This is a genomic window from Arthrobacter sp. zg-Y1116, from assembly GCF_024385485.1.
GTDB lineage: Bacteria > Actinomycetota > Actinomycetes > Actinomycetales > Micrococcaceae > Arthrobacter_B.
In genome coordinates, this window is the sequence record NZ_JANFLR010000002.1 from 41,980 (window position 1) to 68,496 (window position 26,517).

The 26,517-nt window shown below is 65.4% G+C and carries 22 protein-coding genes and 1 pseudogene; 15 read left to right on the plus strand and 8 right to left on the minus strand.

Going from position 1 to position 26,517, the window contains the following annotated elements:
• Window positions 1-196 precede the first annotated feature (196 nt).
• The 4 genes from NNX34_RS06890 (at window position 197) to NNX34_RS06905 (ending at window position 2,729) form a co-directional block, all read left to right on the plus strand.
• On the plus strand, window positions 197-667 hold the full coding sequence (locus tag NNX34_RS06890; protein ID WP_255765791.1) for an FHA domain-containing protein: 471 nt from the start codon (window positions 197-199) through the stop codon (window positions 665-667).
• A gap of 37 nt (window positions 668-704) precedes the next feature.
• Entirely contained in the window at window positions 705-1,454 is a 750-nt protein-coding gene (locus NNX34_RS06895) for a MerR family transcriptional regulator (RefSeq protein WP_255765792.1), read from the plus strand.
• A 1-nt stretch (window position 1,455) separates the two neighbouring features.
• Window positions 1,456-1,950, plus strand: a complete 495-nt coding sequence (locus NNX34_RS06900; RefSeq protein WP_255765793.1) for a bifunctional nuclease family protein — start codon at window positions 1,456-1,458, stop codon at window positions 1,948-1,950.
• A gap of 191 nt (window positions 1,951-2,141) precedes the next feature.
• Window positions 2,142-2,729 (plus strand): MerR family transcriptional regulator, encoded by a 588-nt coding sequence (locus tag NNX34_RS06905; protein ID WP_308219735.1) that lies wholly within the window; start codon window positions 2,142-2,144, stop codon window positions 2,727-2,729.
• Between the two features lie 111 nt (window positions 2,730-2,840).
• Here NNX34_RS06905 and NNX34_RS06910 read toward each other — a convergent pair whose 3' ends face one another.
• Window positions 2,841-3,683: a ParA family protein gene (locus tag NNX34_RS06910; RefSeq protein WP_255765794.1), complete on the minus strand. Its 843-nt coding sequence runs from the start codon at window positions 3,681-3,683 to the stop codon at window positions 2,841-2,843.
• 264 nt (window positions 3,684-3,947) lie between these two features.
• Between NNX34_RS06910 and NNX34_RS06915 the strand changes: the two genes are divergently transcribed.
• Window positions 3,948-7,346, plus strand: a complete 3,399-nt coding sequence (locus NNX34_RS06915; RefSeq protein WP_255765795.1) for a pyruvate carboxylase — start codon at window positions 3,948-3,950, stop codon at window positions 7,344-7,346.
• Window positions 7,347-7,402: 56 nt separating this feature from the next.
• Window positions 7,403-8,830: a mycothione reductase gene (locus NNX34_RS06920; protein WP_255765796.1), complete on the plus strand. Its 1,428-nt coding sequence runs from the start codon at window positions 7,403-7,405 to the stop codon at window positions 8,828-8,830.
• A 32-nt stretch (window positions 8,831-8,862) separates the two neighbouring features.
• Here the strand turns inward: NNX34_RS06920 and NNX34_RS06925 are convergent, their stop codons facing one another.
• Window positions 8,863-10,671 carry a long-chain fatty acid--CoA ligase gene (locus NNX34_RS06925; RefSeq protein ID WP_255765797.1) on the minus strand — a complete coding sequence of 603 codons (1,809 nt, stop codon included), beginning with the start codon at window positions 10,669-10,671 and terminating at the stop codon, window positions 8,863-8,865.
• Between the two features lie 236 nt (window positions 10,672-10,907).
• Here NNX34_RS06925 and NNX34_RS06930 point away from each other — a divergent pair, with 236 nt between their 5' ends.
• Entirely contained in the window at window positions 10,908-11,888 is a 981-nt protein-coding gene (locus NNX34_RS06930; protein WP_255765798.1) for an ROK family glucokinase, read from the plus strand.
• A 31-nt stretch (window positions 11,889-11,919) separates the two neighbouring features.
• Here NNX34_RS06930 and NNX34_RS06935 read toward each other — a convergent pair whose 3' ends face one another.
• Both NNX34_RS06935 and NNX34_RS06940 read right to left on the minus strand, forming a co-directional pair.
• The gene (locus tag NNX34_RS06935; RefSeq protein ID WP_255765799.1) at window positions 11,920-12,447 is read right to left on the minus strand and encodes a hypothetical protein; all 528 of its coding nucleotides are present in this window, start codon (window positions 12,445-12,447) and stop codon (window positions 11,920-11,922) included.
• Window positions 12,444-13,208: a carboxylesterase gene (locus tag NNX34_RS06940; protein WP_255765800.1), complete on the minus strand. Its 765-nt coding sequence runs from the start codon at window positions 13,206-13,208 to the stop codon at window positions 12,444-12,446. The genes NNX34_RS06935 and NNX34_RS06940 overlap by 4 nt, the downstream gene beginning before the upstream one ends.
• Window positions 13,209-13,377: 169 nt before the next feature.
• Here NNX34_RS06940 and NNX34_RS06945 point away from each other — a divergent pair.
• Together NNX34_RS06945 and NNX34_RS06950 are read left to right on the plus strand one after the other, a co-directional pair.
• Window positions 13,378-14,058 (plus strand): annotated as a pseudogene (locus NNX34_RS06945) (lysophospholipid acyltransferase family protein); the annotation flags it as partial.
• 516 nt (window positions 14,059-14,574) lie between these two features.
• Complete coding sequence (locus tag NNX34_RS06950) at window positions 14,575-15,936, plus strand: class II 3-deoxy-7-phosphoheptulonate synthase (protein ID WP_255766573.1); 1,362 nt, start codon at window positions 14,575-14,577, stop codon at window positions 15,934-15,936.
• A 22-nt stretch (window positions 15,937-15,958) separates the two neighbouring features.
• On the opposite strand, the gene NNX34_RS06955 is transcribed toward NNX34_RS06950, so the two are convergent.
• Together NNX34_RS06955 and NNX34_RS06960 are read right to left on the minus strand one after the other, a co-directional pair.
• The gene (locus tag NNX34_RS06955; RefSeq protein WP_255765801.1) at window positions 15,959-18,103 is read right to left on the minus strand and encodes a Stk1 family PASTA domain-containing Ser/Thr kinase; all 2,145 of its coding nucleotides are present in this window, start codon (window positions 18,101-18,103) and stop codon (window positions 15,959-15,961) included.
• Window positions 18,104-18,195: 92 nt separating this feature from the next.
• On the minus strand, window positions 18,196-19,470 hold the full coding sequence (locus NNX34_RS06960) for a lytic transglycosylase domain-containing protein (protein ID WP_255765802.1): 1,275 nt from the start codon (window positions 19,468-19,470) through the stop codon (window positions 18,196-18,198).
• A gap of 335 nt (window positions 19,471-19,805) precedes the next feature.
• On the opposite strand from NNX34_RS06960, the gene NNX34_RS06965 reads away from it, so the two are divergent.
• Window positions 19,806-20,159, plus strand: a complete 354-nt coding sequence (locus NNX34_RS06965) for an Rv2175c family DNA-binding protein (RefSeq protein ID WP_255765803.1) — start codon at window positions 19,806-19,808, stop codon at window positions 20,157-20,159.
• A 110-nt stretch (window positions 20,160-20,269) separates the two neighbouring features.
• On the opposite strand, the gene NNX34_RS06970 is transcribed toward NNX34_RS06965, so the two are convergent.
• On the minus strand, window positions 20,270-21,370 hold the full coding sequence (locus NNX34_RS06970; protein WP_370647022.1) for a polyprenyl synthetase family protein: 1,101 nt from the start codon (window positions 21,368-21,370) through the stop codon (window positions 20,270-20,272).
• A gap of 2 nt (window positions 21,371-21,372) precedes the next feature.
• Window positions 21,373-21,852, minus strand: coding sequence for a hypothetical protein (locus tag NNX34_RS06975; RefSeq protein ID WP_255765804.1), 480 nt, complete (start codon window positions 21,850-21,852; stop codon window positions 21,373-21,375).
• 193 nt (window positions 21,853-22,045) lie between these two features.
• Here NNX34_RS06975 and dinB point away from each other — a divergent pair, with 193 nt between their 5' ends.
• The 5 genes from dinB to NNX34_RS07000 all read left to right on the plus strand — a co-directional run bounded on the left by dinB (window position 22,046) and on the right by NNX34_RS07000 (window position 26,513).
• Window positions 22,046-23,233 carry a DNA polymerase IV gene (gene dinB / locus NNX34_RS06980; protein WP_370647034.1) on the plus strand — a complete coding sequence of 396 codons (1,188 nt, stop codon included), beginning with the start codon at window positions 22,046-22,048 and terminating at the stop codon, window positions 23,231-23,233.
• Window positions 23,234-23,448: 215 nt separating this feature from the next.
• The gene (locus tag NNX34_RS06985) at window positions 23,449-23,823 is read left to right on the plus strand and encodes a DUF3040 domain-containing protein (RefSeq protein WP_255765806.1); all 375 of its coding nucleotides are present in this window, start codon (window positions 23,449-23,451) and stop codon (window positions 23,821-23,823) included.
• A gap of 342 nt (window positions 23,824-24,165) precedes the next feature.
• Entirely contained in the window at window positions 24,166-24,597 is a 432-nt protein-coding gene (gene mraZ / locus NNX34_RS06990) for a division/cell wall cluster transcriptional repressor MraZ (protein WP_227922615.1), read from the plus strand.
• A gap of 186 nt (window positions 24,598-24,783) precedes the next feature.
• On the plus strand, window positions 24,784-25,782 hold the full coding sequence (gene rsmH, locus NNX34_RS06995) for a 16S rRNA (cytosine(1402)-N(4))-methyltransferase RsmH (RefSeq protein WP_255765807.1): 999 nt from the start codon (window positions 24,784-24,786) through the stop codon (window positions 25,780-25,782).
• Entirely contained in the window at window positions 25,782-26,513 is a 732-nt protein-coding gene (locus NNX34_RS07000) for a hypothetical protein (protein ID WP_255765808.1), read from the plus strand. Before rsmH ends, NNX34_RS07000 begins: the two co-directional genes overlap by 1 nt.
• The last annotated feature ends 4 nt before the right edge of the window (window positions 26,514-26,517 follow it).

Here is a 26,517-nt window from a genome sequence, read left to right on the forward strand (position 1 = left end):
TACGGCGCGTTGACGCCCTCCCGCACCTGATTACTACCTCCTGCGCGGCGAAGCCGTAAGCAGTACTTGTTAATCAGTGCCACAGCGGGCCTGTAACGGGTAGGCTGATACAGCAGGTAAGGCAGAAACAGTCATCGGAACCGGGTCAGCCAGATATTTTGGCTGATCAGTTTTCTTTTTGGGGAGGAAATTGCACATGGCGGGCGAGCAGTACAGCGCCGAACGAGCGGGCAACCGACAGGCGCCCGGCACGGAAGACACCACATCCATCAGTCTTCCCCCGATGTCCGATTCCACATCGGTTGAGCCCAAGCTGACCCCGGACGAGCGAGCCGCCGTCGCGGCCCTCCCTGCGCGCTCAGCCCTGCTGATTGCCCACAGCGGTCCGAACGCCGGTGCCCGCTTCCTGCTGGACCAGGACGTCACCACTGCCGGCCGGCACCCCAACGCAGACGTTTTCCTCGATGACGTCACTGTTTCGCGCAAGCATGTTGAGTTCCGCCGTACCCCCGAGGGGTTCCGCGTGGTGGATTCCATGAGCCTGAACGGCACGTACGTCAACCATGACCGGGTCGACAGTGTGCTGCTGCGTACCGGGAGCGAAGTGCAGATCGGTAAGTTCCGACTCACTTTTTACGCTGCCCGCCCCGCAACTGCCGGAAACTAGGCTCAGGCCCCGGCGTAGGGCAGATAAGGTAGTAGACATGTCAGCATCACAGTCCGTCAGGCGCACCACCGGACCGGAACGGCTGCGTGGCAGGGTGCTGAATATCGGCGAGGTCCTGGGCGAGCTCAGCACGGACTTCCCTGCCATCAGCGCATCCAAGATCCGTTTCCTTGAGGAAAAAGGCCTGGTGACGCCGCAGCGCACGGCCGCCGGTTACCGCAAGTACAGTACGGCCGACGTCGAGCGTCTTCGGTTTGTGCTGGCATTGCAGCGGGACCAGTACCTGCCGCTGAAGGTCATCAAGGATTATCTGGACGCGATTGACCGGGGAGAGCGGCCCGAGTCGCTTCCCGGGGGTATGTCCCTGGCCCCGCGCGTCGTTTCGGACCAGCTGGCCGGAGAGCTTGCTGCCCGCGCCCATGCCCGCACCTTGACCTTCCAGGAGCTGGTTAAGGAATCCGGCGCGAGCACGGAATTGGTGCACAGCCTGGTCAGCTACGGACTGATCACCAGCGGCGATGAAAACTATGACGAGCATGCCCTGAAGGTGGCCAAGGCCTGTGTCCAGCTCGAGGCGCACGGCATCGAACCGCGGCACCTGCGTCCCTTCCGGGCGGCAGCGGACCGCGAGCTCGGACTGGTTGAACGCGTGGTTGCCCCGGTCGCCTCCCGCCGGGACGTCGCCTCGAAGGCGCGCGCCGCTGAGACCGCCCGCGAGATCAGCGACCTGTGCCTGAGCCTGCACAGCGCTTTGGTGCATGGGCAAATAGCGCGGATGGAGGGCTGAGATGCAGGAAGTCGAAGTTGTCGGCGTGCGGATTGAACTCCCGTCCAATCAGCCGCTGGTCCTGCTTAAGGAAGTCAACGGTGAACGGCACCTTCCTATCTGGATCGGCGCCCCGGAAGCCAGCGCCATCGCCTTTGTGCAGCAGGGGATCGTTCCGCCGCGGCCCATGACGCATGACCTGCTGGTGAACCTGATCCACGCGCTGAAACGCGAAGTGACACTCGTCCGGCTGATCTCCGTGGAAGACACCGTGTTCCACGCAGAGATCCTTTTCGAGGACGGAACAGCCGTGAATTCGCGGGCATCCGACGCGATTGCCGTTGCCCTGCGGATCCCGTGCCCTATTTACTGCGCGGACGAAGTCCTGAATGAGGCCGGCGTCCGGATTGCCGACGCGGACCCCGAAGACGATGAAGAGCAGGACAACGCGGAGCAGGAGATGCGCCAGTTCCGCGAATTCCTGGCCGACGTCGAGCCTGAAGACTTCGAACGCTGACCGGTTTTCCGCCTCTGCCTCCGACACGCCTGCGGAAAAGTTCCCGGCATCTTTGACCTTGGTGCCAGTCGGTTCTAACGTCGAAGAATAGAGTTCCCATTGCACCGGGGGAGTTCTCGGGGCACACTGAAGAAGCCCTGACAGCTCCGGCCTGTGCCGACCCCCAGGGGAACCGTTACTAGGAGGCACACGTGAGTCCGAAAGGCGATGCCGGCGAACACGCCGCAGCACCGGGGAGCATCCCTTCCCAGAGCGCCCAGGGCTTGCTGTTCACCGAGGACCTGCCTCTTCTCGATGAAGACGCAGGCTACCGTGGCCCCACCGCCTGCAAGGCTGCAGGGATAACTTACCGCCAGTTGGATTACTGGGCGCGCACCGGCCTCGTGGAACCTGCGGTACGAGGTGCATCCGGTTCCGGCACGCAGCGCCTCTACGGTTTCCGCGACATCCTGGTCCTGAAAGTCGTCAAGCGGCTGCTGGACACCGGTGTATCTCTCCAGCAGATCCGAACTGCCGTGGAGCACCTGCGGGAACGTGGAGTCGAGGACCTGGCACAGATCACCTTGATGAGCGACGGCGCCAGCGTGTACGAGTGCACTTCCGCCGACGAGGTCATCGACCTGGTCCAGGGCGGCCAGGGCGTCTTCGGCATAGCCGTGGGCCGGGTCTGGCGCGAAGTCGAGGGCAGCCTCGCACAGTTGCCCAGTGAGCACGTCAACGAGCAGGACTTTCCCGGAGACGAACTGAGCCAGCGCCGCATCGCCCGCAAAATCAGTTAGGGCGCACAGCCCGGTTAGGGCAGCGCACAGGTTTACAGACCATTAACGTTGAAGGGCATCCCCGCGGGGATGCCCTTCAACGTTTGTCCAGTTGCTTGTAGCCTGCCGAGGCTAGGCCACCGGGCGACGCATCACGCGGTTGCGCACGCTGCCGGAATCCATCAGGTTCTTCATCAAGGCGTCGAAGGTTCCGGCGGCCTGTTTGGCTGATTCGCCCGGCCAGTGATGCACCGAATGGGCGGCACCCTGGATCTGCTGCCAGTTCGCCTGTTCCGCAATGGTGGGCGTGAGGAGCAGGTCACCGAACATCTGCTTCATTTCGGCAAGCCGGAAAACGTGCTCGTTGGAGCTGGGCCGCACCCGGTTGGCGATGATTCCGGCGGGGGCCAGATTGGGAGCGAATTCCTCCCGGAACAGTTCGAGCGCACGCATGGTCCGCTCGGTGCCGGCCACCGAAAACAGTCCGGGTTCCGCAACGAGCAGTACCCGGTTGCTGGCGGTCCAGGCCATGCGGGTGAGGCCGTTCAGCGACGGCGGGCAGTCGATGAGGACCAAGCCGTATCCGGATACCCGGGACAGCAGGGTGGTCAGGCGTCGAAGATCGCGCTTGCCCAGGTCCGGACGGTCGTAAATACCCGAGTAGGCCGAGCCCATGGCAACATCCAGGACGGGCTTCCGGCCTTCTGAATTCTTCGCAAGGCGGCGGGCGTTCGCTACCCAGCCGCTGGGGATCACATGATCCGAAAGCTGTGCCCGACGGGCTGTCCGGAGCATCTCGCCGATTCCGAGCTGGTTGCCTGCGCTGACGCCCAAACCGGTGGTGGCATCGGCATGCGGGTCCAGGTCCACGACGAGCGTAGGAATGCCGGCGGCCAGCGCTGCGGATGCCAGGCCGAGGGTGACGGAGGTCTTGCCGACGCCGCCCTTCAGGCTGCTGATGCTCACTACTTGCACTTGATGAACCAAAACCTAACGTGTCTAGGGATCACTGGACGCTGCTGACTCATTCTATGTGACGCATACCCGTTACCTTGGCAGCGGGCTTTTACAGGGGTGGCGCTTAGACTGGTGCCACTGTGATGTCGAACACGGCAGCTCCGGAGTCCGCCTGTCGGCGGGACCCCGGTCCGGCTTGAGGTTTTCCTCTCGCGCCGTGGGTAAAATCCGTTATTGGCGGTATCTGTCCGGGTGCCCCACCGCAATTGATCCAGGAGACCCATGTTCTCGAAGATTTTGGTAGCGAACCGGGGCGAGATCGCCATTCGCGCCTTCCGTGCCGCCTATGAGCTCGGCGCCAAGACCGTGGCCGTGTTTCCCCAGGAGGACCGGAATTCCATCCACCGCCAGAAGGCCGACGAGGCCTACCTGATCGGGGAAGAGGGACATCCGGTCCGGGCGTATCTGGACGTTGACGAGATTATCCGGGTAGCCAAGGAATCCGGCTGTGACGCCATCTACCCCGGTTACGGGTTCCTTTCCGAAAACGCGCACCTGGCACGCGCCGCCGCCGACGCGGGCATCACCTTTGTGGGCCCCGCGGCGGACATCCTGGAACTGGCCGGACACAAGGTCCATGCCCTGAACGCGGCTCGCAAGGCAGGCATCCCGGTTCTGCGCTCCACCGAGCCGAGCGACGACGTCGAGAAGCTGCTCAGCGAGGCAGAGGACATCGGGTTCCCCATCTTCGTCAAGGCCGTGGCCGGCGGCGGCGGCCGCGGGATGCGCCGGGTGGACACCGCGGACAAGCTGCCCGAAGCCCTGCAGGCGGCCATGCGGGAGGCTGAGACAGCCTTCGGCGACGCGACCGTGTTCCTGGAGCAGGCAGTCCTGCGTCCCCGGCACATCGAAGTGCAGATCCTGGCCGATGCGGACGGCAACATCGTGCACCTGTTCGAACGGGACTGCTCCCTGCAGCGCCGCCACCAGAAGGTGGTGGAGATAGCGCCGGCGCCCAATCTGGATGAGAACATCCGCCAGGCCCTGTACCGGGACGCGGTGAAGTTCGCCAAGGCCCTGAACTACGTCAACGCGGGAACCGTGGAGTTCCTCGTGGACACTGTCGGTGAACGCGCCGGCCAGCACGTCTTTATCGAAATGAACCCCCGGGTCCAGGTGGAACACACCGTTACCGAGGAAATCACCGACGTCGACATCGTCCAGTCCCAGCTGCGGATCGCGGCAGGTGAGACGCTGGCCGATCTGGGCCTGCAGCAGGATGAACTGCAGGTCCGCGGCGCCGCCCTCCAGTGCCGCATTACCACCGAGGACCCGGCGAACGGGTTCCGGCCCGACGTCGGCCGGATCACCGCGTACCGTTCCGCCGGCGGCGCCGGGGTGAGGCTGGACGGCGGCACCGTCTATGCGGGCGCTGAAATCAGCCCGCACTTCGATTCGATGCTGGTCAAGCTGACCTGCCGGGGACGGACCTACCCCATAGCGGTCAACCGGGCCCGGAGGGCGCTGGCCGAGTTCAGGATCCGCGGCGTTGCCACCAACATTTCCTTCCTGCAGGCGGTCCTGGATGATCCGGACTTCGTTGCCGGGGACGTAGCGACGTCGTTTATCGAGGAACGCCCCGAACTGCTTAATGCCCGCGGCTCGGCGGATCGGGGTACGAAGCTGCTCAATTGGCTCGCCGATGTCACCGTGAATAAGCCCTACGGCGATCCCGTTGCGCATATCGACCCGGCGGAGAAGCTGCCCGCCGATCTCCCGGACGCCGCGCCGGGCTCCCGGCAGCGGTTGCTGGAACTCGGCCCTGAGGGTTTCGCCGCGGACCTGCGGCAGCGGACCGAACTGGCCGTCACCGACACCACTTTCCGCGACGCCCACCAGTCCCTGCTGGCCACCCGTGTGCGGACCAGGGACCTGACCGCGGCGGCACCGGCCGTAGCAGCCCTGACTCCGGAACTGCTGTCCGTGGAGGCCTGGGGCGGTGCCACGTACGACGTCGCCCTGCGCTTCCTGGGCGAGGACCCGTGGGAGCGGCTCGCCGCCCTGAGGCACCAGCTGCCGAACATCTGCATCCAGATGCTGCTTCGCGGACGGAACACGGTGGGCTACACGCCATACCCGACCGAAGTCACCGAAGCCTTCGTGGAGGAAGCCGCGGCTACCGGCGTCGACATTTTCCGCATCTTCGACGCGCTGAATGATGTGTCCCAGATGGAGCCTGCCATCCAGGCCGTCCGCAAGACCGGTACTGCCGTCGCCGAAGTAGCCCTCTGCTACACCGGCGACATGCTGAACCCTCATGAGGACCTCTACACGCTGGACTACTACCTGGACCTGGCACAGAAAATCGTGGACGCCGGCGCGCACATCCTGGCTATCAAGGACATGGCGGGCCTGCTGCGGCCGGCTGCAGCGGCCAAGCTGGTCGCCGCGCTGCGGGAACGTTTCGACCTGCCCGTCCACCTGCACACGCATGACACCGCCGGAGGCCAGCTGGCAACCCTGCTGGCCGCGGCCGAGGTGGGGGTGGACGCCGTGGACGTTGCCAGCGCGCCGCTGGCGGGCACCACCAGCCAGCCGTCCATGTCCTCGTTGGTCGCCGCGCTGACCAATACCGAACGGGATACCGGCATCAGCCTGGACGCCGTAGGCGCACTGGAACCGTATTGGGAGGCCGTGCGGCGTGTGTACGCGCCGTTCGAATCCGGGTTGGCGGGTCCCACCGGCCGCGTGTACCGCCACGAAATTCCTGGCGGCCAGCTTTCCAACCTGCGCCAGCAGGCGATTGCCCTGGGGCTGGGGGAGCGGTTCGAAGCCATTGAGGACATGTACACCGCCGCCGACCGGATCCTGGGCCGCCTGGTGAAGGTCACGCCGTCGTCGAAGGTGGTGGGGGACCTGGCCCTCCAGCTGGTCGGCTCCAACGTCTCCCCGGAGGACTTCGAGGAGAACCCGCAGAACTACGACATTCCGGATTCCGTGATCGGCTTCCTCAGCGGTGAACTCGGTGATCCGCCCGGAGGCTGGCCGGAGCCCTTCCGGACCAAGGCGCTGCAGGGCCGCAAGGTCAAGGCCCGCGACGTCGAACTGACCGAGGTGGACAAGGCCGGGCTGCACGCCGATTCGGCCACCCGGCAGGAAACCCTGAACCGGCTGCTCTTTGCCGGCCCGGCCAAGGAATTCGCGACCGTCCGTGAAACCTACGGCGACGTTTCAGTACTGGAGACCCGGGACTACCTGTACGGGCTGCGGCGCGGGGAAGAGCACGTCATCGAACTGGAAAAGGGCGTGCGGCTGATCGCAGCGCTGGACGCGGTGTCCGAGCCGGATGAAAAGGGCATGCGCACGGTCATGACCACCCTGAACGGGCAGATGCGGCCGGTCTCGGTCCGGGACCGCAGCATCGAAAGCACCACGAAATCGGCGGAACGGGCAGATCCGGCGGAAGCCGGCCAGGTTGCGGCACCGTTTGCCGGTGCGGTCACGGTCACGGTTAAGGAGGGTGCAGAGGTCGCAGCAGGAGAGACCGTCGCCACCATCGAGGCAATGAAGATGGAGGCCTCCATCACGGCACCGGTTGCCGGAACCGTGGAACGGGTCGCCATCTCCCGGGTGGAGCAGGTCCAGGGCGGGGATCTGCTGCTGGTCATCGCCCCGAAATAAGCACCGGCTTCCGGTGTGAAATGAACGTTGGACCGTGACTGCATAGACTGAAGAGCGTGACTCACTTCGATCTGGCCATCATTGGTTCCGGCTCCGGCAACTCGATCATCACCCCGGACTGGGACGGCAAAAAGGTAGCGATCATTGACGGAGGCACGTTCGGAGGAACGTGCCTCAACGTCGGGTGCATCCCGACGAAGATGTTCGTGTATCCCGCCCAGCTCGCGGCAGCAGCTGTGGACGGCGCGCGGCTGGGCGTGGACACGGTGTCTGCCGGGGTCCGGTGGCGGGACATCCGGGACCGGATCTTCACCCGCATCGACGCGATTTCCGACGGCGGGCGCCGCTACCGGGACGAGGAGCTGGACAACGTCACGCTGTTCAGTGAATACGTCCGCTTCGTCTCGCCGCACGCACTCGTCACGGCGTCGGGGCAGGAAATCACCGCCGATGAAATAGTGGTGGCCGCCGGATCCCGCCCGGTCCTGCCGGATGTGCCGGGGATGGACCTTCCCCAGGTGCATACCTCGGACACGGTGATGCGTATCGATGAGCTGCCGGCGCGCGTCCTGATCATCGGGGGCGGATATATCGCGGCGGAGTTCGGCTTCGTTTTCTCCGCCTTCGGGTCGGACGTCACCCTGGCCGTGCGGTCGGGGACACTGCTTCGGTCCCTGGACGAAACCGTGTCCGAGCGCTTCACCGCGGAAGCCGCCAAGCAGTGGAACGTGCAGTTCGAAACCACCGTGGACTCACTGGTGGAGAACGCCGACGGTTCCGTGCACGCCGTGCTCTCCGGCCCCGCCGGAGAAACGGCCCTGGACGTGGACCTGGTGCTGGTGGCGACCGGTCGAACCCCCAACACCGACCGGCTGGACGTCACAGCCGCCGGTTTTGACCTCACCGCGGACGGCCGGCTGGCCGTGGACGGCTACGGCAGGGTGCTGGCATCCGGCGCTCCGGTGGAGGGGATCTGGGCGCTGGGCGACATCAGCAGCCCCTACCAGCTCAAGCACGTGGCCAACCATGAGGCGCGGGTGGTGGCGCACAACCTGGTGCACCCCGGGGACCTCCGCGCCATGGACCACCGCTTCGTGCCCGCGGCCGTCTTCAGCAGCCCGCAGATTGCAAGCGTCGGGATGACCGAGGACCAGGCCATCGCCGATACGGAAGCCCGCGGCGTCGAACTCGCCCTGGCCGTGCAGGAATACGGGTCGACGGCGTACGGCTGGGCAATGGAGGATTCCACCGGATTCGTGAAACTGCTGGCGGAAAAGGAAAGCGGCCGGCTGCTCGGCGCCCACATCATGGGACATGAGGCGTCCATGCTGATCCAGCCCTTGGTGCAGGCGATGGAGTTCGGCTTGGATGCCGCCACCATGGCCCGCGGGCAGTACTGGATCCACCCGGCACTGACGGAAGTGGTCGAAAACGCGCTGCTTTCGCTGAAGACAAAGGAAACGCCGGGCAGGAACCGGCTCTAGGGGAGTCGGTTCCTGCCCGGCGCGCGGATAAATCAGACCCGCTGCCCGCTGTAGATGTCGTCGATGACGTCGGAGAAGTCCCGGATCACCTGGGCGCGCTTGATCTTCAGTGACGGTGTCAGGTGGCCGCTGGTCTCGGTGAAGTCGGTCGGAACCACGCGGAACTGCTTGATCGCCTCGGCGGAGGACACCTTCTTGTTGGCGCGGTCCACCAGGGCCTGGAGTTCCTTCTGCAGCTCATCGGTCTTGGCCACTTCGGTCACCGTCATGGTGGCCGGCAGCTTGTGCCGCCCCAGCCAGCCGGGAAGTGCCTCTTCGTCGAGGGTGATGAGGGCCGATATGAACGGCTTGGCGTCCCCGACCACCACGCACTGGGACACGATCGAATCGGCGCGGATGGAATCCTCCAGCTGGGAGGGAACCACGTTCTTGCCGCCGGCGGTGATGATGATTTCCTTCTTTCGGCCGGTGATCTTCAGGAAGCCGTCCGAGTCGAGTTCGCCGATGTCACCGGTATGGAACCAGCCGTCGGTGAACGTGTCCGCCATCAGTTCCGGGCGGTTGTAGTAGCCCTTCATCACGCTGATGCCCTTGGCCAGGATCTCGCCGTCGTCGGCGATCTTGACGCTGTTCCCGGGAAGGGGAGCGCCCACGGTGCCCAGCTTGACGAGCTGCGGGGTGTTGGTGGTGAGCGGAGCCGTGGTTTCGGTCAAACCGTAGCCTTCCAGCACCAGCAGTCCGATGCCGTGGAAGAAGTGCCCCAGCCGTTCGCCCAGCGGAGCCCCGCCGGAGACGGCGTACTTCACGTTGCCGCCCATGGCCTCACGGATCTTGCCGTAGAGCAGGCGGTCGAAGAGGGCATGCTTCAGGGTGAGGCTCAGTGGAACCTTGCCCTCCTGCTTCGCCTTCGACCAGGCTACGGCGGTCGCGACGCCGGCGTGGAAGATCTTGCCCTTTCCGCCGTCTTCGGCCTTCAGCATGGAGGCATTGAAGACCTTCTCGAGGACGCGGGGAACCACCAGGATGAAGCTGGGCTTGAAGCTCTGCAGGTCGGGCAGCAGGTTCTTTACATCGGGGGTGTGTGCCACGGTGGCGCCTGTGGCCACGCACAACACGGAAATGAAACGGGCGAGGACGTGTGCCAGGGGCAGGAACATGATTGTCTGCGAGCCCTCGGTGGCAACCTCGGGCTCGGCCAGCTCGGAGTTCCGGGACACATCGACGAAGTTGGCGTGCGTGAGTTCGCAGCCCTTCGGCTTGCCCGTGGTTCCGGACGTATAAATAATCGTCGCCAGGTCGGTCATCTGTGCGGTGGAGCGGCGCTTCTCGAGATCTTCATCACTCACCGACGCGCCGTCGGCGCGCAGGGTGTCGAGTCCGCCGCCGTCGATCTGCCACACGTTGGCGACCATGGAAAGGTCTTCGTCCGCTGCAGCCGTGCGGACAATGTTCTCGTGCCGGGCAGCTTCAACCACAATGCCGACGGCGCCGGAATCGCTCAGGATCCAGGCGACCTGCGAAGGGGAGGAGGTCTCATAGACGGGAACCGATACCGCCCCGGCGAACCAGAGTGCAAAGTCCACCAGGGTCCACTCGTACCTGGTCCGCGACATGATGGCTACGCGGTCGCCTGCCTTGATACCACTGGCCATAAAGCCCTTTGCCAGTGCCTGGACGTCCTTGGTGAACTCCGTGGCACTGATCCGCTGCCATTCGCCCTGGCCGTTCCGGACGGCAAAGAGAGCGGGGTTGCTTGGCTTGGCTGCCTGATCGAGCAGCATGTTGGTGATGTTCGTCTGCGGCGGGGACTCCGCTAGGACGGGAACGCTGAATTCTCGCACGATAGCTCCTTTGATATCCGTTACGCCCGTAGGCACTGTTCAGCCTATAACGTAGATCACATTTTCTTACCCGTCGGTAACCTTGCAGATTCATAACGAACGCGTCGCCGCTCTTGCTGTTTCCCTAGAATAGGTTTCTGATGCGTCCAGTTACCCCAGCACCCGTTCCCCGTCCCCTTTCCACCCCGCTCCAGCGCAGGCTTGCTGCTACGGAACCCTTCCGGCCACGCAGGCCCATGCGCCTGCCGAACCGGATGCGGCGGCGAGGCCTGGCCATCGGGATCGATATCGGCGGGACCAAAGTGGCGGCGGGGCTCGTGGACGGCGACGGACGCGTGCTGAAGCAGGCCCGCCGGTCGACGCCGGGGCAGGATCCCCGGGAAGTCGAAGCGGTCATCGTGGACCTGGTCCGGGAACTCTCGGCCGAGCACCACGTGTGGTCCGTTGGAATCGGTGCGGCCGGGTGGATGGACCTCGCCGGCGGCACCGTGTTGTTCAGCCCGCACCTGGCCTGGCGCAATGAGCCCCTCCGCGAGAACCTTGAGCGGCTGCTGCGCAGACGCGTCTTCCTCGTCAATGATGCCGACGGCGCCGCCTGGGCGGAATACCGGTTCGGCGCCGGTGCGGGGGAGAGCAGGATGGTCTGCGTCACCCTCGGAACCGGAATCGGCGGGGCGATGGTGCTCGACGGCCGGCTTGAGCGCGGCCGGTACGGCGTGGCGGGGGAGTTCGGGCACCAGATCATCATGCCCGGCGGGCACCGCTGCGAATGCGGCAACCGCGGGTGCTGGGAGCAGTACGCCTCGGGTAACGCCCTGGGCCGGGAGGCCCGGGAACTGGCCGCAGCCAACTCCCCGGTAGCCCAGGAGCTGCTCCGGGCCGTGGACGGCAACGCGGATCAGGTGACCGGCGCCGTCGTCACCCGCCTGGCCCTCGAAGGCGACCCGGCCTCCATTGAACTCCTTGACGAAGTGGGGCAGTGGCTCGGATTGGGACTGGCGAACCTGGCCGCTGCCCTGGATCCTGGCATGTTCGTCATCGGCGGCGGGCTGAGCGATGCCGGTGACCTGCTGCTTGGTCCGGCGCGGCGGTCCTTTGCCCGGAACCTTACCGGGCGGGGTTTCCGCCCCGCCGCCAAGATGGAGCGGGCGGCCCTGGGTCCGGCCGCGGGGATGATCGGAGCCGCGGACCTGTCTCGGATCGCTGCACGCCGCTGAGCCGGGGCGGCCCCGGGGGAGGAAGCCGGGCCTAGACGGCCGCTCCGTCGTCATCCTCATCGCGGTGCTGGGGTAGCCGGAAAAGCAGATAGGCCGCGGATCCCGCAAACACGGCGACAGTGCCGAGGATGACGGGCAGCGGCGCGGTGCGCCAGAACATGGCGAACACCAGGAGCAGGAGCGGTCCGGCCAGCGTGCCCAGCCAGCTGAGCACTACCAGCGGTTCCCCGGTGCCAAGCGGCGGCGGTTCGGGCGGCACAAACCCGCCGTCGTCCTCATCCTCGGCGGTATAGTCCCGAGGCCCCGCTGATGCCAGCGGCTGGTTCTCGAAGATGGCGCGGGTCCGTTCCGCCGGGGTCGGTGCCGCCGGACCGCCGGGCGGTGTTGCTTCTCCCGGTTCTCCGCTGCCGCGCGGGGCATCGGCATCCGGGGTGCCGGCGGACCGGTCCGGTTCCGGACGTACCGGATCGCTGGCGTCCATATGCTCCAGGCGGGCCACCAGGTCCAGCCAGACTTCCTCGTCGGTGGACTCGTTATGTTCCGGCTCGCGTTCGCTCATGCCCGCACCCCGGAACTGACACGGTGGATGAACTCGGAAGAGCGGTCGAAGATCAGCGGCGCATCATGGTCCATGGTGGCAACGTGGTAGCTGTTCTCAAGCGGCACCACCTCAAGCTCTGCATTAAGGAGCCGTCGGCGGAGCAGTTCCATGCTGGATTCCGGCACCACGGCGTCCACCCGTGAACGGAACGCCAGCACGGGAGCCGTCACGTCGGGCAGGGCGGCGGCAGTATTCCGGAAGAGCCTGCCAAGTTGCTGCACGGCGCCCACCGGCGTCCGCGGATACGCACCCTCATCCTGTCCCGAGAGCCGGATGTCGTTGCCAATGGCGGGAACCGATTTTAGGAAGTACTTCAGCACGCCGGAATAGCGCGCCCGGGGGTCGGCGAACGTCAGACCGGGGTTAACGACGACGACGCCGGCCACCTGCTGCCGGGCCGCCAGCCGCAGCGCCAACGTGCCGCCCATGGAAAGGCCTGCCGATACAACACAGTCCGTCCGCTCCCGCAGGTCCAGATAGGCGCTCTCGTAGTCCTCGTACCAGCGCTGCCACGGTGTCTGGGCCAATTCCTGCCAGCTGGTGCCGTGGCCGGGCAACAGCGGAAGGCTCACGGCGTAGCCGCGGCCCGCCAGATGGCGCGCCCAAGCCGCAAGGCTCACCGGGGATCCGGTGAATCCGTGGCTGAGAAGCACGCCTACGCCCGCGTTGGGTCCGTGCCCCTCGGAGTGGAAGGCATCAGCGCCGGGGAGGGAAGTCATGTGTCTATGGTTGCATTAGAGGGGCCTTTTTGGACCCTGCAGGGGGGAAACTCCCGGGAACCCCGGCACGCGCCAAATTCACCAGCGGGGATAAGCGCGCATACAGTAGAGTCTGGGGAACCAAACGGGTCCCCCGTTATTGTCTTGTCCGGACAGGAGATCAAGCCGCGTGTTCTATTGGGTGATGAAGACTATATTCATCGGGCCGGTGGTAAATCTTCTCTTCAGGCCTTGGGTCAAGGGAATGGATAACATCCCCGAATCCGGGCCTGCCGTCCTGGTGAGCAATCACCTTTCGTTTTCCGACTCGATCTTCCTTCCGCTGGCCGTACCCCGGCCGGTGAGCTTCCTCGCGAAGAGCGATTACTTCAACGGCAAAGGCATCAAGGGCAAGCTCACCGCAACCTTCTTCCGGCTCGCGAACCAGCTGCCGATGGACCGCTCGGGCGGAGCAGCGTCCGCTTCCTCCCTCAAGGCAGGCGTCGATGTCCTGGAAAACGGCGGCCTGCTGGGTATTTACCCGGAAGGTACCCGCAGCCCGGACGGGCGGCTGTACCGCGGCAAGACCGGTGTAGCCAAGCTGGTGCTCTCTACCGGCGTTCCCGTCATCCCCGTTGCGATGATCGGAACCGACAAGGTCCAGCCCATCGGCCGGCGGATTCCCAATATCCGCCGGATCGGCATCATCGTCGGCGAACCGCTGGACTTCTCGCGGTACGCCGGGCTGGAGAACGACCGCTTTATCCAGCGCTCCGTGACCGACGAGATCATGTATGAACTCATGCGCCTTTCCGGCCAGGAATACGTGGATGTATACGCCAGCACCGTCAAGGAAAAGATGGCCGCTAAGAAGGGCGTCAAGGCCGCACAGGCACGCAGCGCGGCTGTCCGCCTTTCCAACGGATCCGATTCCGGTGCAGTGCCCCCGGCCGGCGGTTCGGAACTGCCTGCCGAAGCGGGCGGCAAACTGCCCGGCGCCGTGACCGTCATCGGTTCGAGCGCGGCGAAGGGGATCCGAAAATCCTCGAAGCCGGCTGCAGCCGAAGCGGGCGACGCCGCGGGCGAAGCCGGAAACAAACGGCGCCCGAAGTTCCGTGGCCGGATGCCCGGGGCCAATGGTGCCCGCGCTGCCCGGACGGATGCCGACGAACGCAGCGGCGTCGAAACCGGCGGTGCCCGCCCGGCCGCTGACCGCGACGCAGACCCGCGCTCCCACACCGCCTAGCTTCCCCTCGGGGGATGGCGGGACCGTGCATGTGTTGCGGGCTCCGGCAGCATTTGTGACGGCGTTGTTCGCTCCAGCCGGGCAACTAGTAGGATTTAAGCCGTGACTGACACCCCCGTACACCGCGAGTCCATTCCGACCATGCTCTCGGGCGCGGCGGCCACTTCCGCGACCCACCCCGAGTTGGACAACTGGCGTTCCCTGCCGATCTCCCAGCAGCCGACGTGGCGGGACGATCCGGGGTATGACGCGGCCATTGCCGAGCTCTCGATGGTGCCTCCGCTGGTTTTCGCCGGCGAAGTGGATGTCCTCCGCAGCCGACTGGCCGAGGCCGCCCAGGGCCGTGCCTTCCTCCTGCAGGGCGGCGACTGCGCCGAGACCTTCGAAGCGGCCACCGCGGACAAGATCAGCGCCCGTGTCCGGACGCTGCTGCAGATGGCTGTGGTCCTGACCTACGGCGCGTCCGTTCCCGTGATCAAGATGGGCCGGATGGCCGGCCAGTTTGCCAAGCCGCGCTCCTCCAACGAGGAAACCCGTGACGGCGTGACGTTGCCCGCCTACCGCGGCGACATGGTCAACGGCTATGACTTCACGCCCGAATCACGCCGGCACAACCCGGCGCGGATGGTGCGCGCGTACCATACGTCCGCATCCACGCTGAACCTGATCCGCGCCTTCACGCAGGGCGGTTTCGCCGATCTCCGGCTGGTGCACCACTGGAACAAGGGTTTTACGTCCAATCCGGCGCACTCCCGCTATGAATCCCTGGCCCGGGAAATCGACCGCGCCGTACGTTTCATGGATGCCTGCGGCGCGGACTTCGAAGCCCTGAAGCGAGTCGAGTTCTTCGCCAGCCACGAGGCGCTGCTCCTGGACTACGAACGGGCCCTGACCCGGGTGGACTCCCGGACCGGCCAGCCGTACGACACCTCCGGACACTTCCTGTGGATCGGAGAGCGCACCCGTGACCTCGATTCCGCGCATGTGGACTTCCTGTCCCGGGTACGCAATCCCATTGGCGTGAAGCTCGGCCCGAAAACGAGCGCCGAAGACGCCTTGGCCCTGATCGACAAGCTGGATCCGAACCGGGAACCCGGGCGGCTGACGTTCATCACCCGGATGGGTGCCCGTAACATCCGCGAGAAGCTTCCCGCACTGGTGGAGAAGGTGACCGCCTCGGGCGCCCAGGTTCTCTGGGTAACCGACCCCATGCACGGCAACACCGTCACCTCGCCCAACGGCTACAAGACCCGCAACTTCGACGATGTGATGGACGAGGTGCGCGGCTTCTTCGAAGTGCACGATTCCCTGGGGACCTTCCCCGGCGGCCTGCACGTGGAAATGACGGGCGACGACGTCGCGGAGTGCCTGGGCGGTGCGGACCCCATTGACCAGGAGGCGTTCGTGGAGGGCTACGAATCCGTCTGCGACCCCCGGTTGAACCATATGCAGTCCCTGGAGATGGCCTTCCTGGTTGCAGGTGCCCTTTCCCGCAGGAGCTGACAGGCGTAGGGCCGCCCCGGGGCTACACCACCTTCAGGATGACGGTGGAGCCCTCGGGTGCGGTACCTGCGCCCGGTTCCTGGTCCCGGACCAGGCCCAGCAATCCGCCCAGGAGGTTCTCCACCTCGACCGTGAACCCGCGGCTTTCCAGATCCGCCCGCGCGGTCTCGGCGCGCTGGCCCACATAGTTCGGAACCTCAACCATCCGCGGACCGAGGGAGATGGTCAGCGTGACGGTGGAGCCCCGCTCGAGCAGCCCGGATGCCGGCGTCTGGGCGACAACCGCGCCCGCCGGGACGGAAGGACTGTTCACTTTTTCCGGAGCCACGGCAGCCGTGAGTCCGGCGTCTTCAATGGCTTTCACCGCAGCGTCCTCGCCGAGCCCGGCGACTGCGGGGACCTCAACGGGCGCCGGTCCCTTTGACACCGTGACGTCCACCGGCGCCCCCAGCCGCAGCAGGGTGTCCGGCAACGGCTGCTGGCTGATGATGCTGCCCGCTTCGATGCTTTCGCTGTACTCCTCCGTGACTGCGCCGAGCGTGAGCTCGTCCGCCTCAAGGTCTGCCCGGGCGGCTTCCAGCGTGCGCTGGACTACATTGGGCACGGAAAACAGCTGCGGTCCCTTGGAGACGAGCAGCGTCACCGGCTGGAAGCGGCGGATTTCCCGGGCCGCGCCGGGATCGGTGCCGACAGCGAGCCCTGCGGCAACCACTTCGTCGAACACCTCATCGGTGGTGTAGTCCAGGCCTGCCTCGCCCAGCTGTGTGCCGGCTTCCTCGACGGAAGCATTGCTCACGTCCGGTACGGAGACCAGGGCGCCGGGTCCGGCACCGAAGAACCATCCGGCAAAGGCAACTGCTGCGAGCAGCACCGTCAGCACCACGGCCAGCAGGATGCCCCGGCGGCGCGGCTTTCCGCTGCGAAGGGATAACTGCGGGCGGTGCGCTTCACGGTCGTTCTGCCGCAGCCGGTCGCGTTCATCCCGCTGGGCCAGGCGCCGGCGCGGGTTCGTACCAGGCCCGGCTTCGTCGTCTGCGTCTGCGTCATAGTCGTCGTCCGGGCCGTCAGCGTCGTACCCGTCCGCGTGGTCCGCACCATCGTCCGCTGCACCGCGGCTGCCGGCAGGAAATACCGTGGTGGCGTTGTCGTTTCGGTGGATGACCTCGGTGTGGTTCCCGCGGGGATCGCCGGGGCCTAATGCGGAAGTGTCGATGACGCTCGTGGCGGCACCGGCGGCAGTGAGGACCTCCGTGGCGCCGGACAACGCTTCGGTGGGCGTGCCGGCGTCGGACGGTCGGCTGCCCGGGCCGGGAGCGCACCGGAAGTCAAGCTCCGCGTCGCTGAGGGAGGTCCGGATGTGCCGCAGTTCGCCCAGCAGGGCGCGGCCGTTGACCGGGCGTTCCTCGGGGTCCTTGGCGGTGCACCAGCGGACAAGCTCGTCCAGGTCCTCAGCCAGTCCCGGGCACAGGTCCGAAGGGGCGGGAACGGAGGAGTGGACATGCGCAAAGGCCACCTGGATGGGTGAATCTCCCGTGAAGGGCTGCCTGCCCGTGAGCATTTCATAAAGCATGATGCCGGCTGAATAGACGTCGCTGCGTTCGTCGGCACCGCCCGCAGTAACCAGTTCGGGTGCCAGGTAGGCGACGGTGCCCACCAGTGTGCCGGTGTTGGTGCTGGTGGACACGGCACGGGCCAGCCCGAAGTCAGCGATCTTGATCCTGCCGTTGTCCGCGAGGAGCACGTTCTCCGGCTTGACGTCGCGGTGGACCAGGCCGGCGTCGTGCGCAGCAGCCAGCCCTTCAACCACCGCATCCATCAGTGCCAGCGCCAGGCGCGGCGAGAGGGGACCGCGCTCGTCCAGCAGCCCGCGCAGCGTCCGGCCGGGCACATACTCCATCACGAGGTACGCCAGGCTGTCGGTGATCCCCTGGTCCAGGACGCCCACCACGTGGGGGTGGGAAAGCCGCGCAGCCGATTTGGCTTCGCTTTCGAAACGCCGAAGGAAGCCGCGGTCCGCGGCAAGGTGCGGGTACAGCACCTTGAGGGCCACATCGCGGTCCAGACGGCGGTCGGTAGCCAGGTAAACACTGGACATTCCGCCGCGCGCCACCAGGGACCTGACGAAGTAACGGTCGTCGACCAGCGTCTCAACGAGGGAGTCTTTCACGGGCTCATGCACCCTTCGATCCTAATGGCGGTACGCGGAAGGGTCCGGATCGACACCCGATCCGGACCCTTTCGATGCACTCCTGGATTGCCTTACTGGAAGGACGCCCGGTGGGCAAGCACGGAACTGACATAGTTGCGGGTGTCCGCGAACATGCCGTGGGTGGTCACCGAGTACTGGCCCTGGTAGTAGGACGCGATTGCGGTTTCCAGGCTGTCGCTGCTGCGGATCAAAGCGCTGATGATCGCGACGCCGGCCGTGGCATTGTCGTACGGATCCAGCAGGTTCAGCTGCCGTCCTACCAGCTGCGAAGCCCATTCCCCGGAGGAAGGAATGACCTGCATGGTGCCGATGGCATTGGCCGGGGAGACGGCGCGCTGGTCGAAGCCGGATTCCTGGAAGGCGAATGCCTGGGCCAGGGCCGGGTCGACACCCATCTGCGCTGCCGTGTCGGCCACGATCTGCTGCATCTGCGCACGGTCCGGAACGGGCAGCGAGTTGAGGGTCTGCTTGTTCAGGTTGGCGCCGGCGACAGTGTGCTCGGGGTAGGTGTAGTGCAGGAAGGTATTGGGAACCAGATCCGTGGGTGCGGCTGCCACGGGCGCGGAGGCGGTGACACTGACGGTGCTGCCGTCGACGGTGATCTTCTGGCCCGGCCGGATTACCGAGGTCTGCGACAGGCCGTTTGCGGCCATGATGCCGGAGAGGCTGACGCCGTGCTTGGCGGCGATTGCGCTGAGGGTATCCCCGGCGGCAACCGTGTACGAGCTGCCGGTGCCGGAGGCCGGCTGGACACCGGAAGGAGCCGTGGGAGCGGCCGGCGCCTGGCCGTCGATGCGGATCGACTGGCCCGGGTAGATGACGGAGGTGAGGGTCAGGCTGTTCGCGGCGAGGATGCTGGAGAGGCTGACGCCGTGCTTTCCGGCAATGGCGCTCAAAGTATCCCCGGAGACCACCGTGTAGGTGCCTTCGCCGGCAGCGGAAGCGGCAGCGGGGGCAGCGGATGCGGCTGCCCCGCCAAGGCGGAGATCGTCACCTGCAAAGATCAGCGAGGACGCCTGCAGGTTGTTCACGCGCAGCAGTTCCGTTACGGACAGTCCGTACTGTGCGGCAATTGAACTGACCGTGTCGCCGGAAACGATCCGGTGCGTGGCAGGAACAGCCGACTCCGCCTGCAGCGTCGCGGGAACCTGGGTGGCCAGCTGCGAGGCGGTAACTCCGGTGGCAGCCCCGGTGTTCAGGTTCTTGATGGCCTGCAGGGGGAGCTGGGGAAACAGGGTGTTCTGGGGTGCGGCGGGGGCAGCGGCGGCCGGCTCGGCAAGAGCCAGGGCGGACATCATCACTGCAGGAATGGCGGCGGTCGTCACGGCAACACTCAGTTTGCGCGGTATTCCTGTAGCAACGGGACGCGCCTCTGGCGTTCCCGTGGTGGACTGAGCGTTCATATGGTGATGTTTCCTCATCTGTGTTGGCCGCGGCCTTTACCGCAAATCCTTGGATTAAAAACAAGTAATGGAACGGGTGTTACCACTGTTCTTTATGTGACTAGTGGTGTGCTAGTTACGCATGGGATTACAGGTACTAATGTGAATTTACACTAACCAGAGACCGGCACAATACCCGAGTAGTGCTTTTTGTGTTTCAGTTCTGCCGTCAAACGGCAAACTGGCCCGGGCGGCCCCGGACGTGGCACCCTTGAAGGGTGAATGAACTCGAGGAACTTGTTTCCGACTGGCTGACCCTGCCCGATGTGGCTGAACAACTCGATCTCCCTATTAACAAGGTGCATAGCCTGCTGGAGGAGCGCGCCCTGCTGGCTGTGCGCCTCGGCGACCGGAAGATCCGCAGCATCCCGGCTGCCTTTATCGCTGACGGCGCCGTGCTGGAGAGCCTGAAGGGCACCATTTCGGTGCTCAATGACGCAGGCTTCCACGACGACGAAATGATCCGCTGGCTCTTCACGGCCGACGACACGCTGCCCGGCCGTCCCGTGGACGCGCTCCGCGAAGGGCGCAAGACGGAGATCCGCCGCCGTGCACAGGCGCTGGGCTGGTAGCAACGCCTCACGCAGCACCTGAATTACGCAGCACCTGAATAAGGAGCTGCCAGTCTCCGGACTGGCAGCTCCTTATTAGTTTGGAATCTTTCTATTGCCTGTGCCGCTCCCTAGGAGCTGCGCCGAACGGCTGCGTGGGCCAACGCGTCCAGGGCGGCCCGGGGGATGCCGTCGAGGGGGAGCGCGGCTAATGCGGAAAACGCCGTTTCGGTATGCCTGGAGATGAGTTCCTCCGTCGCGGCCAGCGCCCCGGTGTCGAGGATGATTCCGCGCAGCCGGGCCACGCCGTCGTCGTCCAGCCCCGGATCCCCGAGCCGGGCCGTGATCTCTTTCCGGGCGCTCTCGCTCCCGCTGGACAGGGCGTAGGCAATCAGGACCGTGCGTTTACCCTCACGCAGGTCGTCTCCCGCCGGCTTGCCGGTGGTCCGGGGATCTCCGAACACACCCAGTACGTCGTCCCGCAGCTGGAACGCTTCCCCCAGGGGCAGGGAGAAGCGGGAATAGCCCGCCAGGATCTCTGCGCCGGCACCGGCCAGGGCACCGCCCAGGGTCAGGGGATGCTCGGTGGTGTACTTCGCTGCCTTGTAGCGCAGGATATTCAACGCCCGGACGACGGCGTGCTCGGGGTCGTAGTCCGGACCGACAACCTCTTCGAGGATGTCAAGGTACTGCCCGGCCATGACCTCTGTGCGCATGCGGTTGAAGATGCGCCGCGCTTCGGTGCCGTGCGCCGCGCGCGGACCCACGGCGGAAAACATTTCCTCGCTGAGGGACAGGCAAAGGTCACCGGCAAGGATTCCGGCCGATGAACCGAAATGGAATCCGTCCAGGTGCCAGTTGGCGTCCGCATGCGCCATCGAGAAGGTGCGGTGTACGCTTGGCCCGCCCCGGCGGGTGTCGGACCGGTCAATGATGTCGTCGTGGATCAGTGCCGCACTCTGGAACAGTTCCAGTGCGACGCCGGCCCGGACGGCTTCCGGATGCAGGGGAGTTCCTCCGGCGCCGCGCCATCCCCAGTAAGCAAGGAGGGCCCGCAGGCGCTTCCCTCCGCGGGCAAGGTTGTGAACGGCGTCCAAAAGGGGAAGCGCCTCGCGGGAGACCTCGGCGAGCACCGAGTGCTGGACTGCCAGGAAATCCTCGAGTTCCGTGCCCAACAGGTCTCGGTATGCGGCCTGCTCCTCCTGCGCGGATTCGGCCGGGGTGGGAGACACTGTTATTTCACCGTTTCTGCGAGGACCGTGGCGCCGACAGTCACCGTCGCCGGGCCGCCCTCCTTGGTAATCGCCGTGATGTTGACCGTCTCGGGTTCACTGGCGCCGGTGCGCACGTAGTCGCGCGAGGACGGGGAACCGGTGGCCGCTTCGGCTGCAGTGAAACCCTGGGCAACCAGCTTGGCATCGTAAAAGGCGAGGATCTCGGCTGCGGGAGCATCCGAGGACTCCACTAATACGGCGGTGAGCGTGCCGTTCGCCCGGTCCACGCTGCTCGAAAGAAGCTCTGCGCCCTCCATCACCGGGATGAGGTCGGACGGGAATCCGTCCGCGAGGGCAACGGGAGACTCCGTAGGCGTCGGGGTGGGGGATTCGGACTGCGTAGCGGACGGGGAATCCCCGTCCTCCGCGGTGCCGGTGGAGCATCCGGCTGCCGCCAGGATCAGGGCCGCGGCAGAGAGCAGCGTGAGCGTCTTTTTCATCGGGTTCCGCTTCGGTGGGGGTCAGGGTCCTGCCACCCAGTCTAGGCGAACCGAAAACCGCTCCAGGGAAGGTGGTTAGGGTGCCGAAAAGAAGCGATGAAGCAGGAAAGGCAGGAATGGGGGCGCGGCTGGCTACGATGATGGAGTGAGCAATGGTCCCGACGCCGGCAGCGGCAACCGCGACTGCACCATAATGCACGTGGACATGGACGCTTTTTATGTTTCCGTAGAGCTGCTCAAACGGCCCGACCTGGTTGGCAGGCCGGTCATCGTAGGCGGCCTCGGGGGACGGTCCGTCGTCCTGTCCGCATCCTATGAGGCGAGGCGTTACGGTGTCCGTTCTGCCATGCCGATGGCCGTTGCCCGCCGGCAGTGCCCGCAGGCAGTGGTCCTGGAGCCGCACCAGGAGGTCTACCGGACCTTCTCCGGGCAGCTGATGCAGATCTTCGAATCCATTACTCCGCTGGTGGAACAGCTCAGCGTCGACGAGGCCTTCCTTGATATCGCAGGAGCCATGCGCAGGCTCGGGCCGCCCCGCGCCATCGGAGAGCACATCCGCGAGCGTGTTGCCGCCGAACTGGGCATGACCGCCAGTGTGGGCATTGCCGCCACCAAGTTCGTGGCCAAGATCGCTTCCACCCGATGCAAACCCAACGGCCTGCTGCTGGTGCCCAAGGAGCAGACAGTGGACTTCCTCCACACTCTGGACGTTTCTGCGTTGTGGGGAGTAGGAGCCAAGACCCGCGAGGTGCTGGCCCGCGTCGGCATTGCCACGGTGGCGGATGTGGCCAATACCCCGCCGACTGTGCTCCGCCGGCTGCTCGGGGCCGTGGGGGACCACGTGTATGAACTGTCCTGGGGGCGGGATGGCCGGGCTGTAACACCCGTCCGGCGCGAAAAGAGCATCGGCGCCGAGGAAACCTTCGCGTCAGACGTCAGCGACGACGAGGTCCTGCACACGGAGCTGCTTCGGCTCGCGCACCGCAGTGCTGTCCGCCTGCGGGCCGCCGGACTCCAGTGCAGGTCGGTTTCCCTGAAGGTGCGTTATGCGGACTTCACGACGCTGACCCGTACCCGCACCCTTCCCGAGCCGGTGGGCAGCGCCCAGATGATCTACGAGACGGCCAAGGGGCTGCTGACCGCCCTGGGGCCGCGGCCGCAAAGTGTCCGGCTGATCGGGCTGAGGGCTGAACAGCTTGAATCCGCCGAAGGTGCTGCCATGCAGCTGACCCTGGACGGACGAGAGGACAGCTGGCGTTCGGCAGAGGATGCGCTTGATCGGATCAACCGGCGCTTCGGGGAACTGGGCGTTGTTCCTGCCCGGCTCATCGCCCCGTCTCCCCGGAAGCCACCGCCGGAGCCGGACCGGTTCCCGGACTGAATGTCCCCCGGCGCTCCGCCCGGTGCCGGACAGGCTGTGCGTTGGGGCTGGTTCCCTGCCCGGTGGAATACGTGGACCGGCCGCTTTCGTGCGGACCGGTTGCCACCTATCCTTGGACTAAGTGCAAAGCAGCAGCGAGCCTGCGCGGGAACATCCGGCGCCACACGTTCGTTGGTTGGTTTACAGGGGCAGGACCGGACGGCAAGGAGGCAGCAATGGCACTGTCGGAACACGAGCAGCGCTTGCTGGATCAACTGGAGCAGCAATTACACGCCGAAGATCCAAAATTCGCGAACTCAATGGCGACGTCCGCGGGCCGTGGGATCTCGACCAGGCGTATCGTCCTCGGTGCCTTGCTGGCCGTGGTGGGCTTGGGGGTGCTGCTTCTGGGAATTACGGAAGCGGGCATCCTGGTCGGTGTACTGGGGTTCCTCATCATGGGTGCGGGCGTGTACTACGCAACCACCCGGGGACGGAAGAACGCGCCGGCGGCAACGGACGGGCGCAAGGAGCGCGAGTCCAGTACGCAGCGTGGATTCATGAATAACCTGGAAAGCAAGTGGGACGAACGCAAACGCGACCAGCCGTAGGAACACCCGCTCCGCGCCGCAGGCCCCGGACCCCGTGACAGTCCGGTACCGAAGGATGGCAGGCAGGTAGGAAGCGCAAAAAGGATCCGTTTCGGCGGGTCCTTTTTTGTGCCCTTTTTCCTGTTCGGGACGCGTTTCCGGAGCTGATGTCGGTCACTTAAACCCCTCCACTGCACTCCACCCGCGAGAATCCGCATCAACATGCGGATTTTGGATGCGACGCGCCCGGAATACAACGTGCGAAGGCGTTGACTGTGGAGGGAAGTGGAGTAAAGTGGGGGACATAAGAGGGTAGGGGCGGTACTCAAGGGGTTTACCCCCAATCGGACAGGGCGGTGCGGGATGTTCCTAGGAACACATTCGCCGCGTCTGGACGAGAAGGGGAGGCTGATCCTGCCGGCCAAGTTCCGCGAGGAACTGGCCGACGGCCTTGTCCTGACCAGGGGTCAGGAGCGCTGCATCTACGTCTTCAGCCAGAAGGAATTCGAACGGGTCCACGACCAAATGCGGGAAGCTCCACTTTCCTCCCGCCAGGCGCGTGACTACATTCGGGTCTTTCTCTCAGGAGCCTCTGACGAAGTTCCAGACAAGCAGGGCCGGGTAACCATCCCGCCGGCGCTGAGGTCGTACGCGGGACTTGGACGCGAACTGGTCGTCATCGGCGCCGGTACGCGGGCCGAGATCTGGGATGCAACCGCTTGGCAGAACTATCTGGCAGAACAGGAAACCGCGTTCTCGGAAACAGACGAAGACGCGATTCCAGGGATTTTCTAGCAGTACCACCCGCTACAGGGACAACCCGGGCCGGGTCTTGAATGAGATCTCCCGCCGCCCCACCGCAAGGCCGTCTGGCTTCCCTTCCCCGGAGCCAGAAGGTGCAAAGCGGTGAGGCGCGGATGGGGGTCTGGTTTAAGAACCGGCCGCAGGGCAAACAACACGACGAATGGAAGGAAGCCTCAGATGAGCGAAGAGCGCCCCACCGAGGAACGGCATGTTCCGGTGCTGCGCGACCGCTGCATCAACCTCCTGGCTCCTTCCATCGAAAGCGCCGTAGCAGACCACGGCCGTGCCGTTGTAGTAGATGCCACCCTGGGAATGGGCGGGCACACCGAAGCCATGCTGCAGCGGTTCCCCCAGCTGCACGTGATCGGTATCGACCGGGACCGGCAGGCACTGGCCCTGGCCGGCGAGAGGCTGGAACCGTTTGCGGACCGGATTGACCTGGTCCATGCGGTCTACGACGAAATAGCAGACGTCGTCACGGATCTTGGATTCGAGGGCATCGACGGCGCGCTGTTCGATCTGGGCGTTTCCTCGCTGCAGCTCGATGAACGCGACCGCGGCTTCGCCTACTCCTACGATGCGCCCCTGGATATGCGGATGGACACCAGCCGCGGGCGTACCGCTGCAGACATCGTCAACACTTACGGCGAGGCCGAGCTGGTAGGCATCATCCGGAAATGGGGCGAGGAGAAGTTCGCGGGACGAATCGCCTCGGCCATTGTTGCTGCACGTGCGTCGAAGCCCTTCACCACCACCGGCGAGCTCGTCGAAGCGATCCGCGGGGTCGTCCCGGCGGCAGCTGCGCGGACCGGCGGGCATCCTGCCAAGCGAACGTTCCAAGCCCTGCGCATCGAAGTGAACGAGGAGCTCGATGTCCTCGAGCGGGCCATTCCGGCATCGTTGTCGGTGCTGAACGTGGGTGGACGCGTGGTCGTGATGTCCTACCACTCGCTTGAGGACAAGATCGTCAAGGGCGTCTTCGCTGCGGGCGCGCGGTCCTCCGCCCCCAAGGGCTTCCCGGTTGAACTTGAACAACACAAGGCCCAGCTCAAGAGGCTGACCAAGGGCACCGAGGTGCCTACGGACGAGGAAATTGCAGAAAATCCCCGTGCAGCCTCCGCAAAACTCCGTGCAGTAGAACGAATCCGCAAACCCATGGATGGGGCCAGGAAATAATGAGCGAACGTTGGCCATCGGCCCGATTCAGCACCATGGCGTCAAGCGCCGTCGTCGGCAACACGGCGCGCGCGCTTGATTGGGATGCTGCGGCGCCTGCCACCACCGTCAGGCGGCGCACCCCGCTGTCGCTGGTGCCCGCCGCCAAACGCCGCAAACGTGCACCGTTCGCGGTTTTCTGCTTCGCTGCCCTCGTCCTCGGACTGGCCTCAGTGCTGTTGCTGAACATCTCGGTTTCCAGCGGCCAGTACGAGCTGGTGCAGCTGCAGAGCCAGAAGGCGGAACTGGCCCAGCGCAACGAAGCGCTGACCCAGAAGATCGAAAACCACCAGGCACCCCAGGTCCTGGCTGCTTCCGCAGCAGACCTGGGCATGGTTTCGTCGCCCACCTTCGGCACCATTGACCTCCAGACGCTTGCAGTTACCGGCAGCCCGGAGGCAGCCAAGGAAGGCGAGCCCGCCGAACTGCTGATCGGGGCACCGAGTGTCCTGACCCAGCCGATCACCCCCGCACCCGCACCCGCCGTGGTTCCGGCAGAACCGCAGGAATCCGTCCGGGCACTCGAGGAGCGGGAGGAAGCTGCCGCACGCGACGCAGCGGCCGAAGCCGCCGCAGCCGAAGAAGCTGCCCGGATACCGGCAGCGGATCCGGCCCAGCCTTCGGACATCGTCCCTGAAGGCGAACTGAACGGCGGAACCATCCCCGCCCCCGTGCAGCGAAGCGGAAACTGATCCA